Source organism: Conyzicola sp. (assembly GCF_046714715.1).
In the GTDB taxonomy this organism is placed as follows: domain Bacteria; phylum Actinomycetota; class Actinomycetes; order Actinomycetales; family Microbacteriaceae; genus Conyzicola.
The window spans coordinates 1-15340 of sequence record NZ_JBKKAD010000103.1; the positions used below are offsets into that span (position 1 = coordinate 1).

Annotated in this window: 11 protein-coding genes; 6 read left to right on the plus strand and 5 right to left on the minus strand. The window is 65.6% G+C overall.

Annotation, left to right across the window (positions count from 1 at the left end; translation table 11 throughout):
* Positions 1-53: 53 nt before the first annotated feature.
* From ACLQ6X_RS08000 to ACLQ6X_RS08020, 5 genes are all read left to right on the plus strand, one after another.
* Positions 54-467 carry a cupin domain-containing protein gene (locus ACLQ6X_RS08000; protein ID WP_411699646.1) on the plus strand — a complete coding sequence of 138 codons (414 nt, stop codon included), beginning with the start codon at positions 54-56 and terminating at the stop codon, positions 465-467.
* Positions 468-905: 438 nt separating this feature from the next.
* Positions 906-2132: a multidrug effflux MFS transporter gene (locus tag ACLQ6X_RS08005; protein ID WP_411699647.1), complete on the plus strand. Its 1227-nt coding sequence runs from the start codon at positions 906-908 to the stop codon at positions 2130-2132.
* 9 nt (positions 2133-2141) lie between these two features.
* A complete protein-coding gene (locus ACLQ6X_RS08010; RefSeq protein ID WP_411699648.1) occupies positions 2142-2738 on the plus strand; it encodes a TetR/AcrR family transcriptional regulator in 597 nt (198 codons plus the stop codon).
* A 754-nt stretch (positions 2739-3492) separates the two neighbouring features.
* The gene (locus ACLQ6X_RS08015) at positions 3493-6114 is read left to right on the plus strand and encodes an amidase (RefSeq protein WP_411699649.1); all 2622 of its coding nucleotides are present in this window, start codon (positions 3493-3495) and stop codon (positions 6112-6114) included.
* Positions 6115-6189: 75 nt separating this feature from the next.
* Positions 6190-7116, plus strand: a complete 927-nt coding sequence (locus tag ACLQ6X_RS08020; RefSeq protein WP_411699650.1) for a L,D-transpeptidase family protein — start codon at positions 6190-6192, stop codon at positions 7114-7116.
* A 265-nt stretch (positions 7117-7381) separates the two neighbouring features.
* Here the strand turns inward: ACLQ6X_RS08020 and ACLQ6X_RS08025 are convergent, their stop codons facing one another.
* Positions 7382-10699, minus strand: a complete 3318-nt coding sequence (locus ACLQ6X_RS08025) for a glycoside hydrolase family 3 C-terminal domain-containing protein (protein WP_411699651.1) — start codon at positions 10697-10699, stop codon at positions 7382-7384.
* A gap of 158 nt (positions 10700-10857) precedes the next feature.
* Here ACLQ6X_RS08025 and ACLQ6X_RS08030 point away from each other — a divergent pair, with 158 nt between their 5' ends.
* Positions 10858-11694: an IclR family transcriptional regulator gene (locus ACLQ6X_RS08030; RefSeq protein WP_411699652.1), complete on the plus strand. Its 837-nt coding sequence runs from the start codon at positions 10858-10860 to the stop codon at positions 11692-11694.
* Here the strand turns inward: ACLQ6X_RS08030 and ACLQ6X_RS08035 are convergent.
* The 4 genes from ACLQ6X_RS08035 to ACLQ6X_RS08050 form a co-directional block, all read right to left on the minus strand.
* Complete coding sequence (locus ACLQ6X_RS08035) at positions 11645-12685, minus strand: family 16 glycosylhydrolase (protein WP_411699653.1); 1041 nt, start codon at positions 12683-12685, stop codon at positions 11645-11647. The two genes, ACLQ6X_RS08030 and ACLQ6X_RS08035, sit on opposite strands and share 50 nt — an antisense overlap.
* A 145-nt stretch (positions 12686-12830) precedes the next feature.
* Complete coding sequence (locus ACLQ6X_RS08040) at positions 12831-13502, minus strand: NAD(P)-binding oxidoreductase (RefSeq protein WP_411699654.1); 672 nt, start codon at positions 13500-13502, stop codon at positions 12831-12833.
* Positions 13503-13664: 162 nt separating this feature from the next.
* On the minus strand, positions 13665-14051 hold the full coding sequence (locus tag ACLQ6X_RS08045; protein ID WP_411699655.1) for a cyclophilin-like fold protein: 387 nt from the start codon (positions 14049-14051) through the stop codon (positions 13665-13667).
* 18 nt (positions 14052-14069) lie between these two features.
* Positions 14070-15137 carry an aldo/keto reductase gene (locus ACLQ6X_RS08050; RefSeq protein ID WP_411699656.1) on the minus strand — a complete coding sequence of 356 codons (1068 nt, stop codon included), beginning with the start codon at positions 15135-15137 and terminating at the stop codon, positions 14070-14072.
* Positions 15138-15340 lie beyond the last annotated feature (203 nt).

Genomic DNA, 15340 nt, shown 5'->3' on the forward strand with positions numbered 1-15340 from the left:
GACCGTGAACCGACGCCTGACGCCGGGCACTCCGGCAGAGAAGGAATGAACCAATGGAGATCCTCCCCACCACCCCGAGTGTGAAGAACCCGCCCGAACAGTTCGTCGGCGATGTATGGGTCGACCCCATCGCCACCCCGCAGAACGATGACCAGCGTGCAACAGCGGTCACCGTCCGCCTCGCACCAGGCGCCCGCACCGCTTGGCATTCCCACGCGCGCGGGCAGTTCCTCCGCGTCACCGCGGGCGTGGCCCGTTTCGGCGGCCGAGACGGCACCCTCATCGAGGTCCTCGCCGGGCAGACGCTGTACACGCCGCCCGACGAGGAACACTTCCACGCCGCCGCGAACGGCTACTTCATGGAGCACATCGCCATCCTGGAATCCGCCGACGATCCCTCGACCACCACTACCTGGCTCGAACATGTCTCCGTCGAAGACCTCGACAGGGACCCCACAGTGGTCTGAACTCTACGCCTCGAGGGGCGGTGTGGTGCAAGGTCAACGGATCGACTGCCCTAGCCACCCGACTTGTCGACGGTCTGTCGGCGGTGAATCCGTTCCAGCAGCGCGCCAACTGGGGATCGGTCGGCGACCGGATGAACGTCACCGCCGCCGAGGCGTTCTTCGGAGGCCCGGCCGGCCCGAATCAAGGCAGCCCCCGCGGCCTGCTCGACATCCCGGGCTGGGAGCTCATGCAGCCGGAGCGGCCGCACAGGCCGTCCAGGTCAGTGCCTACCCCGACGCCTACGAGAAGTGGCTGCCGCCGCGCAAGCCGTCCCGTAGGTCCAGAGATGCGCACGTCGATGACGGGCTCACGTCCGCGCACCCGTCTCCTGCAGGCCGACGGTTCTGGTACAGTTGCACCAAATAACTTGTACACCTGCATTAGAAACGAGAATTTTCGTGAATCAGCGCAATCCGGTCGGCGCTCCGGTCGTCATTGCGATCGGAGGCCTGGCGGTCCTTGGCCCGTTCGCCATTGACATGTTCCTTCCGTCGTTGCCCCAGATGGCGGGCGACCTCGGTGTCACGGCCGCCGCGGTGCAGTTGACTCTTACCGTCTACCTCGTCGCACTTGGCGCAGGCCAGCTCGTCGCCGGTCCGATGGCCGACTCATTCGGTCGCCGCAGGCCCCTGCTTTTCGGCCTCGGCGCATTTATAGTCGGTGGCATCATCTGTGCCATTGCCCCCTCGCTTCCTGTTCTTCTGGCCGGCCGCGTGCTGCAGGGTCTCGGCGCCGCGCTCGCCCTGGTCGTCGCCAACGCCAGCGTCCGCGACCGCACCTCCGGCGCGGAGGCCTCTCGGTTATTCGCTGTCATCATGACCATCGGTGGCCTCGGCCCTGTTGTTGCTCCCGCTATGGGTGGGATCGTCGACGTCCTCGCGGGCTGGCGCGGGGTGCTCACGCTTATGACGCTCATCGGTGTGGTTGCCGGTGTTCTTGCTCTCGTGGCGCTGAAAGAATCGCTCCCCGTTGAGCGTCGCATTCCGTTTCGGCCCGCAGCGATCGGCCGCAGCGCCCGAGACATCCTTCGCTCGCCCGCGTTCCTCGTGCCGGCACTCGCTTTGGCGACCGCGTTTATGTTCCTGTTCGTCTACATTGGCGGCGCCTCGTTCGTGTACCAAGATGTTTTTGGCCTCGACCCCGCTACGTTCGGGCTGATCTTCGGGCTTACCGGCGTCGCCGTTGTTGTCGGCGCAGTCGGGAGTGGAGTGTGGATGCGCTCCGCTGCCCCAGGGCGGGTAGCGGTAATCAGCTCAATCGTCATGCTCGTCGGGGTGATCCTCGCTGGCACACTCGTCGGGACCGGTGCGGGCCTCACCGGAGCAGTGATCGGCATGGGAGTGGCACTGCTCGGACTCGGCGCTGCTGAACCGGCATTGATGACAATGGTGATGGGCAGCGGTGATCACGGCCTCGGCATGCGGGCTGCTGTGCTGGGCGCCCTGCAATACCTTCTCGCCGCATCGGCGACACCCCTCGTGGGAACCCTGCTCGGACCGGACCCTACCCCATGGCTCATCGCCATGACCGGCACCGCCCTCCTCGCACCCGCGATTCTCCTCTTCGCCGCGCTGCGCACCCGCCACGCTGTCGGCAAGCAGGACGCCGTCGAGGCGAGCGACTAGCCTGTTGCGGTGACAGCACGCACCTCGAAACAGGACCGCGGCATCGAACGCCAGCGGGCCATCCTCGATGCCGCGGTCTCAATCCTCCTCACCGGCCGGATGAGTGCGGTCACCCACCGCAGCGTCGCTGACAAGGCCGGGGTGCCTCCGGCCGCGATCCGCTACTACTACTCGACCCGCGAAGACTTGCTCTCCGCCGCGCTCGACACGATCGAATCGGCCCGCCACTTTGCAGCCCAGAACGCTGCGTCTCCCTCCGGACAGGCCACCATCGACAGCACCGTCACCCGGCTGCTCCACACCTACCTGGGTAGCACGCTCGACGACGTCACCATTGCGGCGACTATCGGATGGATCGCTGACGCCCCCCGCGAAAGCGATCGATTGGCCGCCGAACTGGCAGAGGTATGGAAAGACATCGAATCTGACGTCGCTCATACACTCATCGCCTGCGGTTACTCGGCCAGCTGGGCGGGCCTTTGCGCGCACATCATCGACGGGTCCATTCTGGCTGCGGTTGCCGGAGGGCGGGAAAACCTCGCGAACTACGCGTCCGCCCCTCTCCATGAGTTCCTCAAACTCGCCAAGACGAATGCGCAAGATTAGAACATTTCATCGCAAACGTTTGATCAGCAGCCTCGGTTGCGATGATGCCGGTTTGGACCGCCCGGTGACTTTACCCGCTCGGGTGCTCTAAAAGAAACGTGCTTCGATGTGAAGATCCAACTTGCTACGAACATGTCCCTGGCCATTCATCTTCGTTATTTGTCAGGGGACAGATCATCGGGAACTCGGGGGTCTCGGCGATTGATTGCATGCCCACATCAACGAGATAGTGACAGCTAACGTGTCCAGATCCATCCTGGTCCCCCAGCGACTACTGCTCTTGCGCTATTTGTTGTCTGATTGTGCGCCCGGGAAGGACTGATCGCGCGTCGTCGGCCAAAGCCCGCTTGTGTCGCGTCTGCGGAAGGGGCAGGGGCCCGAATGTGCGAACACTGCCCCGCTCAGATAGCCGCTGCGACCCCGTCGGCGCCGTTCAGCGTCGGGTAGTCGAGGTATCCCTCGTCTCCCCCGCCGTAGAACGTCGCGCGGACGGGTTCGTTAAGAGGTTCTGCTCCGCCTAAGTGAGCGCGTCTAACTGGGAGGGTCAAATAAGGCCTCTCACGCAACTTATTATTGTGCTACTGGTCGTAACGCGGATTCATTGCGTTAAACACACGAAACCTGCGCGAAACGCTCCAACCATAAAGTTCGAAGTGCGCGCGTCATCGTGCGCGGTCCCACCTCGATTCCTCACCCGGCACGCACGCATTGATTCGCCATGCGGATCGGGCGAGCCTTCTTCAAAGGATTGCCAGTGTCTGTAAGCAAGAAAAGGAAGAGCCCGCGGGTTCGCCGGTTGCCGTCCGTCGTAGCAGCCGCGGCCGCGTTGACGGTAGGCGTCAGCGGACTCGGTGCCACGGGCGCCGTCGCGATCACCACGGTGAGCGGAATCGCGCAGGGGCAGACGTGGACGGTGCAGGACGCGGCGATGCCGGGTCTCGACACCGGCAGTGTGCGCAACACCTCCGGAGGTGCCCTCTCCGGCTTCGGCGGCATCCGCCTCGATGTGGACGGAAGCACCAATCGCCTCAACGGCATTTTGATGCGCGGTTTCGGCATCAATTACGACGGAGACAGCAGCTACTCAAGCGCGAACGCCGTCAACCTCGACGGCATCGATGTCACCCGCGACTTGACGATCAACAAGGCGGGCAGCTACGGCCGCTTCTTCGACACCTTCACCAACACCACCCGCACGCCGCAGACGGTCAGTATCGCCTTCGGCGGATCGCTCGGCGTCACCTCGGCAACGGTCCAGCCCACCATCGCCGGAACCGGCAACGGCGACACCGCCATCTCGAACGCCGACGGTTGGGCGTCGTGGTCGACGCCCGCGACCTCCGCCACCGCGGCTCTGCCCCTCGGCGCCAGCACGAACGGCCCGTCGGCCACGGTCTTCGGAACCCCCGGATACGCGGCCAGCCTCGACCGCATGGGCGACTTCCAGCAGGGCCCGTTCGACGTGCCACTGGCTGCGGCCGGCGACGACTCGAACCACCCCGGCTTCGTCAACGAGGTCACGATCGCTCCGGGAGAGACCGTTTCGTTCGCCCACTTCGTGGTGACCGGGATCTCCGAGCGTGACCTCGCAGCCGGTTCGCAGGTGCAGGCCGTGCAGGCCACTGCGGCGACCCTGACGACAACGCCCGACTTCTCCGGGCTGTCGACTCCGGAAATCTGCTCGGTCGCGAACTTCGACCTGACCAGTCTCACGACGGCGGGGTTCAGCGCCGCCGCCTGCGACGCGCTTCCGCCCGTCGTCCCGCCCGTGACCCCCGGAACAGGCTCCACCCCTGCAGCGCTTCCCGAGACCTCGTCGCCGTACAACGTCATCGGAAAGACGATCACCCAGCAGCGTGCAGACATCGCCGCTGGCCTGACCAACTCGCAGCAGATCGTCCGCGCGTACCTCGACCGCATCGCCGCCTACGACCAGGGCCCGCAGGGCCTGCACTCGGTTCTCGCCGTCGCACCCGACGCGATGGAGCAGGCCGCGGCCGCAGACACCGCTCGCCTCGCGGGCGACACCCGTCCGCTGCTCGGCGTGCCGATCATGGTGAAGGACATCATCGACACCAAGGACATGCCCACCACGGGCGGCTCGCTGCTCTTCGACGGCTACGTGCCCACGAAGGACTCGTGGCAGGTGGCCAAGCTGCGTGAGGCCGGAGCAATCATCCTCGGCAAGGCCAACCTCTCGAAGTTCGCGAACAGCGGCCACTACAGCGAAAGCGACTACGGCCAGGTCTGGAACGCCTTCGATCAGTCGAAGAGCCCCATCGGATCCAGCGGTGGATCCGCAGTGGCAACTGCATCGAGCTTCGCCGCCGCATCCATGGGATCACAGACCGGAGACTCCCTCTGGGGGCCATCGGGTGCAGCGAGCCTCACCAGCCTCCGCGGCACCGACGGCATGCAGAGCAGCCAAGGCACCATGCCGCTGACTATCGTGCAGGACTACGTGGGCTTCATCTCGCAGTCCCCGGCCGACCAGGCACTGCTGCTGAACGCCACCGCACGTGAAGACAACCCGAACGACACACTGGACGACGTTTCCAACGGCCGCCGACCTGCAGACTGGACCACCGAGCTCACCGACAGCGCCCTTCAAGGCGCACGCATCGGCGTCCCAGCATCAGCGTTCGACGACCCGTTCCAGACGACCGTCACCTCGGATGCGCTGCGCGCCCAGTTCGCCCGGTTCGAGGCTGCCGGTGCCACGATCATCCCGATCACGGATGCTCCCGCCGCACCCACTCGCACCCGTGACGGTGGAGACACCAGCGGCTGGGCGGAGTGGGTCGCCGATCACCCCGACAACCCCTACGAGACCGCGAGCCAGATCAACTCCCGCTCCACCACTGGCCTGACCCCGGTGCAGCTCGCTGCATTCGAGTTCGACCGCGCCGCGTACCGCGAGGTTCTCGCCGGCTGGATGGACCAGCAGGGTGTGGATGTGCTTCTCTACCCCGCGCAGCTCAGCGACGTGCACCTGAACGACTCGAACGCGAACAGCTTCGGCCGCCGCGACCCGCAGTCGTCCGCATCCGGAGTACCTACGGTCATGTTCCCGGCCGGCACAAACGCCAACGGATCGCCGATCGGCTTCCAGCTGCAGGGCAAGGCGTTCCAGGACGCCGAGCTGCTCGGCATGGCGTACGCATTCGAAACCTCCGCGAACCTCGGACGTGTGCTCCCGACGATCACGCCGGCTCTGGTGTTCGACGCAAGCGCGCTCCCCGGCGTTGTGATTCCGCCGACGGCACTTCCCGCCCCGGGGGCTCCGATCGATCCGCTGCCCGCCGACACCGCCGGACTCGAGCCGGCCGCTGTCGCGCCGCGTCCGGGAACCCGCTTCCCGATCATCGCCGGCTAGCCCGACCCGTAATTGCGTGGGCCGGACACATCGAGTGTCCGGCCCACGCACCACCCGGAATCTCTAAGGACCACCATGACTGTCGCTGTACACGACGACGACCAGCCGCCCCGCGGCCCGGAACGTCGCACCCGCAACCGCCTCTTAGCAGTCAGCGTCGCCATCGCCGCGGTGGCGGCCACCGCGATCATCGTCGCGACAACCGCTACCGCACCGGCCGAGAGAGTTCCCGCCGTCGCCGCGGCCAGCACCTCCACAGCCGAGCCCGCAGAGACGGGTGCACCCACCGTTCCGGCGATCAGCGCGGACGAGCTCGCCGCCCTGCCGCAGGCTGTCTACAACGCCGTAATTCCCGGCCTGCTGCCGTACTCGGGAATCGATGCCTCGGCCATCACCCATTCGTACACGGCGCAATCGGATGTCCCCCTGTACGGCGACGACCGCGGCGTCGCCGTCGCGAAGATCCCAGCCCGCAACTTCCTCGACGAGCCCACCGTCATCGTTCCCGTCAAGGTGACCGGCGACTGGGCCTTTGTGCTGACCCCGTCGCGCCAAGCGACCCCGTCGTCAGTCGGCGGCAACGCGCCGGCCCAGACCGCCGGCTGGGTTCCACTCGCGTCGTTGACACAGAACCAGGTGCTGGACTCGACGGTGACGATCTCGGCGTCCGCGCAGACGCTCACCATCGTCGGCGCCGGGGGCGCCACCGAATTCGCCATCGGAGTCGGAAGCGACCAGACTCCCACACCCACCGGAACCACCGGATACCTCCAGGCCCGTTACGACGACCCGACCCAGGCCGATTACACGATCCAGCTCACCAGCCTGCACTCCAGCGCCGCCGACGAACCATTCGGCGGCACCGACGGCGGCCTCATCGGTATCCACTACAACACCACGAACACGGGCGAAGTCTCACACGGGTGTATCCGGCTGACCTACGCAGCCCTGTCGGCCGTCAATGCGCTGCCGTTGGGCACGCCGATAGTTATCACCGACTAGTCGCCTGTCGGCCTCCGGAACGGCAAGCAGGCAGGAGCCAAGGGCGGCCGCCCAAACGGCCACTCGATTCTGGGTTTCTGCTCGGCGGCGGCAAGACGGCCGAGCGTCGCCCGCTGCCTCGGCGTGCGCATATATCGAAGGCTGTCGAGGCTTCGGACCCGTCGCGTGCAGCAGACCCGCCTGATGGTTCCGGACAAGAAGTGGTTGCAAAGGCGAGGAGGGCGGGGGTCGTGTCGGATCCTCGCCCTCCTCGTCGTGTTGCGTGCTACTCGCGGAGCAGCGACTTCTCCTCATCCGGTTCGACCGCGAGGTCCTTCAACGCCCGACGCTCCTGCACGTCAGAGCCGGGAGGGGTGCCGCCCAGTTCGACCGTGATCGCATCGATACTGCGCACGAGCGCTGCTGTCGCGGCTTCGTCGTCCACGCGACGGTCCACCTGGTTGCGGAAACGCTCGAGTTGCACCAGCGCGGCGGTGTCGTTGCCTCGCGCCTCCGCGGCACGCACGCGGAACAGGATGTTGCGGAGCTGAACGACGTCACGGTCGTCGACGACGTCCGAGTCCTCGAACAGACGCAGCATGAGATCGACGTCTCGCAGCGAGGTTTTCAGCGCGAACCGGAACGTCTCCGTGGTGACGTTTCCCGCAGCGTCCGTGGCTGTTACGACCAGCTCGTGCAATCCGAGGTCGAGGCGCCACAGGTCGAGCGGAACGGACAGGTCGATCGGCCCCCCGTCGAGGGTCGCCTCCACCGTGGCCGTCGGGTCGTCGATTGTGAAGCCCCAGTCGATAGTCCCGCCGACCCCGTAGACGCCGCCGTCGTTCAGGCCCGGCAGCTCGAAGGTCGGCGCGGTCGTGTCCACCGGGCCGGACGTCGCGCTCATGGCGAGATCGCTGTTCTCCGCGCAGGTCCCGCCGGGCAGGGTCACCGATCCTTCGAGACGGATGTCACGCGAGGACGCACCGACAGTGAGGTCAACCTCGCCGGCAGGGCTGACCCAGCGCGACTCGTCGACGTCCCAGTAGGCGAGCGACTTGCAGGCGAGTTGTACGTTCACTCGCGTGCTCTCTCCCGGCTGCAGGTCGATCCTCCCGAAGCCCGCGAGCTGCTGGACCGGAGTCGGCACGCTGGTCGGCAATGTCCCGGCGTAGACCTGAGCCACCTCGGAGCCGGCGCGGTCGCCGGAATTCGTCAGCGTGAAGCTGACATTGACAGTTTCGTCGTCCACGGCGGCCTCCATGTCCGCGTATCCGTACGACGTGTACGACAATCCGTGACCGAACGGGAACAGAGGCTCGGCGCCGGCCGCCGCGTATCCGCGGTAGCCCACGTTGACTCCCTCGCTCAGGACTATGTCCGGCTCTTCCGAGTTCAGCACCGACGGCTCGATTCCGAGCACCTCGGTGGGCTGGGTCTCCGTCGCCGGGTAGGTGATCGGAAGCTTGCCGGAAGGGTTGACCCGGCCGAACAGGATGTCGGCGATCGCATTGCCCTGCTCCTGACCGCTGTAATAGGCCTGAACGACGCCCCGTACCTTGTCAAGCCACGGCATCAGGATCGGGCCGCCCGACTGCAGCACCACGACAGTGTTCGGGTTCGCGTCCGCGACCGCGTTGATGAGCTCGTCCTGTTGGGTCGCCAGGTCGAGTTCGGCACGGTCGCGTGCCTCCGTCTCGTAGAGTCCGGCGACCACGACGGCGACGGCGGAGTTCCGAGCCAGTTCGACCGCTGCCTGGATGTCAGGATCGAGGGTCCCCGCAGGCGGCACCCAGCCCATGCGCACCATGCCCGGGTCGAGCCCGTCACGCGGGTTCGTAGCGCCGTAGTCCAGCCTGAAAGAATACGACTCGCCCGCCTCGAGCTGCAGCGGCTCCGACACGTAATCGTCCGGGGAGACCTGGTCTACGAACGACACGATCTCCTCATCCTCGAACGTCAGCCAGCCGCTTCCGAAGCCCGACAACGACAACCGGTACTCGCCGGTCGTCGGCGCGGTGATCTCGCCACTGAAGCTCACCGACTGCGCCCCTGCGGGCGGCGGCACTACTTCGGGGTGCGCGGCGAAGAAGGCGATCGGCCCGGTATCGAAACCAGGGCGCAGGTCCGAGCGCACCGCGAGGTTCGGCTCCTGGAAAGTGGGGTTGTTCCAATACACGCCCTGAACGCCTTGAGTTCCCGAGCCGTCGGGGAGTGAGAGGACCGACGACGGGATGGCGTCGGGTCCCGGTGCCAGGTCGTAGGCGTGCGGGGCGTCTGCCCCACGGGCGTACGTAACGGAGGCTCCTGCGGGGGCACCATTCTGAATCCCTTGGAGGGGGGTGACGTCGTAAGTGGTGTTGGTCGCGGCTCCCGCACAGCACTGCTGTGCCGCCCACGTCGCGCCTTCACCGATGACCGCGATCGATCCGTTGGTCTGCGCGTCGCCCAGAGGAAGAGCGCCGTCGTTCTTCAACAGCGTGATCGCCTCCGACGCACCCTGACGGGAGAGCGCGCCGTGCTCCTCGACCGGGACATCCTGCGGCGTCTCGGGCAGCGGGTTGTCGAAGACGCCGAACTCGAAGTAGGTGCGGAGGATCTGCAGCACGCGCTCATCGACCTGCGCTTCGGTGATCCGGCCGGCGTTCACCGCCTCCACGATCTTTACCCCTCGCGGGCCGAAGGCTACCTCAAGGCCCGTTTCCATATTCGTTCCGCCCTCGATCGTGGTCTCGGTGCGGGGACGGGACGCTCCGTAGTCGGTGAGGACGAAGCCTTCGAACCCGAGCTGCGACCGCAGGATCTCATTCAGAAGATGACTGTTCTCGCAGGCGTTCACGCCGTTGATCTCGTTGTACGAGCACATGACAGAGGCGAGACCCTGGCTGACCGGGGAAGCCCACGGCCGGGTGTACATCTCCTGAAGCGTCCGCTCGTCGACGATCATGTTCGAGTTGTCGTCGTCGCTCGACCCGGCCATGTTCGCGCGCGTCCGGTTCGTCTCGTCCGAGTACACGTTGTAATGCTTCAGGTTCACGATCATGTCGTTCTCAGCCTGCGCGCCCTCGACGAACGACGCGCCGAGGCGTCCGGACAGAAGAGGGTCCTCGCCGAAAGACTCTCCGACGCGAGACCACCAGGGGTTCCGCGGGAGGTCCACATTCGGGCCGAGAACGGTGTTGTACTGCTTGAGGCGGGCTTCTTCGCGGACAGCCGCGCCGACCTGCACTTCGAGCCCGAGGTCCCAGCTCGCGGCCGCGGAGAGGCCCATGGGGAATCCAGTCGTCGGATCCAGCGCCCGGCGTACCGACGGTCCGATGTCGACCATCCGCAGCTGGGGAATACCCACTCTCGGGATCGCGTAGTTGATGTACGCCAATTCCTCACCGGGCGGATACGGATCACCGGCCATGAGGTCGGCCTTCTCCTCAAGCGTCATTTCGGGCAGCAGCAAGGCGGCCCGTTCGTCTGAGGACAGCGAGGTGTCCATCCACGGGAACTCGACTGCCGCTGACACCGCAGTCGCGGGCACTACGGATGTTGCTGCGAAGGCGGCGACGGTGACCACGCTGCCGAGCCACATCCCTCGCTTCACCCTTGTATTCATGGTCGTGGCTCCCTTGCCATCAGTTGAAGTCCGAGCGGGCTCAATTGGAAGCGATTCGAGCACAATCAGGCCGCGCTGACTATTGCCGTCCCCGCATAGGGGACGCATAGTGGACTGGTAGATGCTCCATCAACGACGCCTGCGAGACGAGGCCGTGGATGCAATTGATAAGCGGCGTACAGCATGCCGGCGAAGTATTGCGCCTTTTCACACCCGCCGAGCCAGAATGGGGCGCCGCCGACGTCAGCAGAGCGCTTGCCATGTCAAGGTCGCACGCTCACCGCCTCCTGTCCACGCTCGCGGCGATCGGGCTGCTCGACCGTGTGAACTCAAACGGACACTTCCGTCTCAGCTGGAGGTGGTTTTCGTATGCATCGATCACCTTGGCGTCGGATCGTCTCGTCAAAGCCGGGATGCCGGTGCTCCGCGCTCTCGTCTCAGAGCGCGGAGTCGAATCAACGCTGGCGGTCTGGGATCATCAGAAGGTGCTCGCGCTTCACGCAACGCCTGCACCGATGATCGTCAGGGCCGAACTCGAGGATTCCGGGCCTGCCGGGTTGGTGCTGATGGCCGGTATGGCCGAGGAAGACGTCAAAGACCTGGTCACCCGGGCCGGTGCCCGGAACGGGCTCTTGCCCCAGTCCAAAGTGGACCGATACGTTCGGCATGTTCGCTCGGGCGGAGTTCTCACCAGCGGGGCTGCGAGTCCGGGAAGCCAAGGATGGTCCGCCGCGGCGCCTGTGATGGACGAGCAGCGCAATGTCGTGGCAGCCTTGGCGGGAACCATCGACGACGCCTCGGCGTTCTCGGAAAACCACGTGGCCGAGGTCGTCAAGAACGCCGCACGTCTCGTCACCGCCTCGCTCGTCAAAGCCCCGCTCGAGTCCGCCGACAGTCTGCTCAATGTCGCCGGTCTTTCGCGCCCGGGACAATCCCGTGCACTTCTCAATTCGTCGACGAAGAATGCCGGTACACGCGGACATAGTCCACTGTGAACTCTCTCGGGAAGGTCACGTCGTCTCCTACGTCACCGCCGAAATTGCCGCCGACCGCCATGTTGGTCAAGAGGAAGAACGGGTGATCGAAGACCCACTCGTTGGGCGCGACGTCCGTCGGATCGGCTTCATGGAAAACGGCGCCGTCGATCGTCCAGGTGATGTTCTCGGGGGTCCATTCCACAGTGAACACATGCCACTCGTCGGGAACCGGGTTTTGCAGGGCGAAGTCGCCCGAGTACGCCTGTCCGCCCGAATACCCCGGTCCGTGGATGGTACCGAAGACGTTGTTCGGGGAATTGCCGACGAACTCCATGATGTCGATCTCGCCGGTCTGGGGCCACCCGACTTCCGCGAAGTCCGAACCGAGCATCCAGACGGCCGGCCAGAGCCCGGCGCCCTCAGGAACTCTCACTCGGGTTTCGAAGCGGCCGTAGGTGAACTCCTGCTTCTGCGCGGTGATGAGACGGGCCGACGTGAACGCGCACGGGCCGTACCAGCATTCGAGTTCCGTCGCATCCGGGGCGGTCCGGCGGGCGGTTATGGCGAGGTTGCCGTTGCCATCCAAGGAGGCATTGTCGGGGCTGTCAGTGTAGTACTGCAGCTCGTCGTTGCCCCAACCGCTCCCGCCCGTCTCATGTGTCCAGTACTCGGGATCGGGAGCAGTGCCGGCACTTCCCTCGAAGTCGTCGCTCCACACTAGCGACCACGGATTTTCGGCCGGGACCGCCGGCGCCGACGAGGGTGAAGGGTCGATGGCCGGGGCGGAAGCCGCTGTCACTGCCGCGGTCGCAAGCCCTACAACCGCTGCGAACAAGGCTGCACGCATCAACCACCGCACTCGCTGAAGCGAACCCTCCGAGCCGGCGCCCTGCTCCACAACCCCGCGCACGACCCTCCACAGCACCGCCGTTGCTATCAGAACCGCAGCAACCGCGACGATGAGCCCGATGGCAAAGGCTGGGGGAATCTGAAGACGCGGATCGTCCATGCAGCCAATCTACGCCGCCAATTCTCGCGGGGCACAAGACCTTCCAGGAATCGGACGCCGTGCGACCGGCCAACCCAGAATGGTTATGGCCCTCGTTGACCGTCACGCCGCGACTGCCCATTGTCGAGTGCTCACGGAGCGGGCATCAAAGGCGAGGGCCGACCGAGCGTGCGACCTGGGCAACCGCGTCGCTGACAGGGGTGCTGCCGTCGGTGAGCTCGATGATCGTACGGTTCAGCTCCGGGTTGTGCAGGGCAGCTGCGATGAACGCCGCGACGTTGTCGCGTCGCACATCCTTCTCGACGAGGGCGAGCCCGGCGGTGACGAGACCGTCGCCGGGCCCGTCGAGGAGGTGGCCGGGGCGGACGATGACCCAGTCGAGGGTCGTGCCAGTGAGGAACACTTCAGCGGCCTTCTTCGTGCGCAGATAGTGAGCGTATCCCTCGCTGATCCCGTTCGGGTCCGCCGCAGCCTCCGGATATGCCGAGACGAGCACGAACCGTCGTGCACCCGCCTGTGTGGCGGCGGCGGCTGCCTTCTCGACACCTTTCCCATCGATGAGGGTGGTCTGCTCCATCCCGGCGCCGTGCGCGCCGGCTGTGAAGACGACTGCGTCGTGTCCGCTCATCTTCGTGGAAAGCTCGCCCACACTGTCGCTGACCAGATCACCTCGAATCGGCGTCGCACCGGCTGCCGGGACCGGTTCGTGGTGGTCCGGGTTTCGGACCATGCCCGTCACGGTATCGCCGGTGGAAACGAGGGCTTTGGCCAGTCGGATACCAATACCGCCGGCCGCGCCGATGATGAACACCTTCACAGAAAATCACTTCCTTTGTCCGTTTGTTGCTAACACTTGCGCTGCGAATTGCCGCTGCGGCCTCCGCAGGGTTGGCCTATTTGGATTCTGCAGTACCGGGCTTTGAGCTGTTCGACCTCGTGGATGGTTTCCAGTCGTTCCAGCCTTTGCGAATCGGTCAGATCAGCGATTGCCAGGGTGAGCTCCCTCGGGTGCGATGGTGACGGTGAACGAGCCGGTCTGTGCCTTGATCGAGGCAATACCGTCGAAGGAGCCGAGCCGGGCGATGCCCTCCCAGTAAGGGAAAGGGGCGTAGTACAGGACGAGTTTGCCGCCCGGCGCCCAGTATCCGATGTCGCCCGCCTCAGGAGCGTGCCCTGGGGGCATGCCGTCCATCGGCAGCGGCGAGGCGAGAGCGGCGAGCTTCTCGATCGAGTTGAGGTCGTCGAAGAGCAGGGTCAGTGGCAGCTGCTGCACGAGGGCGTTCGCCGCCGGGTTGTCGAACAGCGTTCCGGTGATGATTTCATCACCGACCGTCAGCTCGATCAGGGTTTCCTTGTGTGCGGGCACGGTTCTCCGGCCTTCCTGTCAGGACTGGGCGGCGCGGATGATGTCGTTGGGGACGATGTCCGCGTCACTCAGTCGGTCGTTGGCGGACTTGACGTGGTGCCAGTACGGGTAGAGCACGTCCGGGGCGCTGACGGCGTCCAGGCGTGTGCGTTCCTGGTCGGTGAGTTCCACGTCGGCGGCGGCAATGTTGTCCAGCAGCTGTTCTTTCTTGCGGGCGCCGACGACGACGGAGGACACCCCGGGGCGGCCGATCAGCCAGGCAAGCGCGATCTGTGCGGCGGAGACGTCGCGGGCATCGCCGATCTCTACGAGGGTGTCGATGATGTCGTACAGCTTGTCCTCGTCGCGCACGGGCGGTTCGTCCCAGTCGGTGAGGTGGCGGGCCTGACCCGAAGGCTGCACCCCGCGACGGTACTTCCCCGACAGGAGGCCGCCGGCGAGGGGGCTCCAGGAGAGGATGCCGACGCCGGAGTCGACTGCGATGGGGGCGAGTTCGTATTCGGCTTCGCGGGCCTGCAGGGTGTAGTGGATCTGCTGCGATACGAACCGCTGGTAGCCGTGCCGTTCGGAGACGCCTAGCGCCTTGGAGAGCTGCCATCCGGCGTAGTTGGATGCGCCGATGTAGCGGACTTTGCCGTCGCGGACGAGGGTGTCGAGGGCGTTGAGGGTTTCCTCGAGCGGGGTCTGCCCGTCCCAGTTGTGCACCTGGTACAGGTCGATGTGGTCGGTGCGCAGCCGCCGCAGGCTCGCTTCGGCCTGGGCGATGATGTGCTGGCGGGACAGGCCCGCGTCGTTGGGTCGATCGCCCATTCCCATGCGCACTTTGGTGGCGATCAGGGTCCGGTCCCGGCGTCCGCCGCTTTCGAGGACCTCGCCGAGGATCTCTTCCGAAAGCCCGTGGGAGTAGACGTTGGAGGTGTCGAGGAGGTTCACGCCTGCGTCGAGGGCGATGTCGACGAGCTCTCGGGCGCCGGCGACGCCGGTTGTTCCGACGTCGGCGAAGACGCCTTTGCCGCCGAAGCTCATGGTGCCGAAAGTGACGGTGGAGACGCGAAGACCAGAGCGGCCTAGCTGGCGGTACTGCATGGTAATCCTTCCAGGGGCGGTGAAACAGTCGGGTGAGGTGCTGCGCAGCCTCTGCTGTGGCCGGCCCGCGGGTCAGAGGTCGCGGGCCAGCCAACGGGGTTAGTTGAGGTTGTCGAGGAAGAACTTCTCGAACCGGTCGAAGGGGATCATTTCTTTGCGGTCGTAGAGGTCGACGTGGTCAGCGCCCGGGACGATGACGAGCT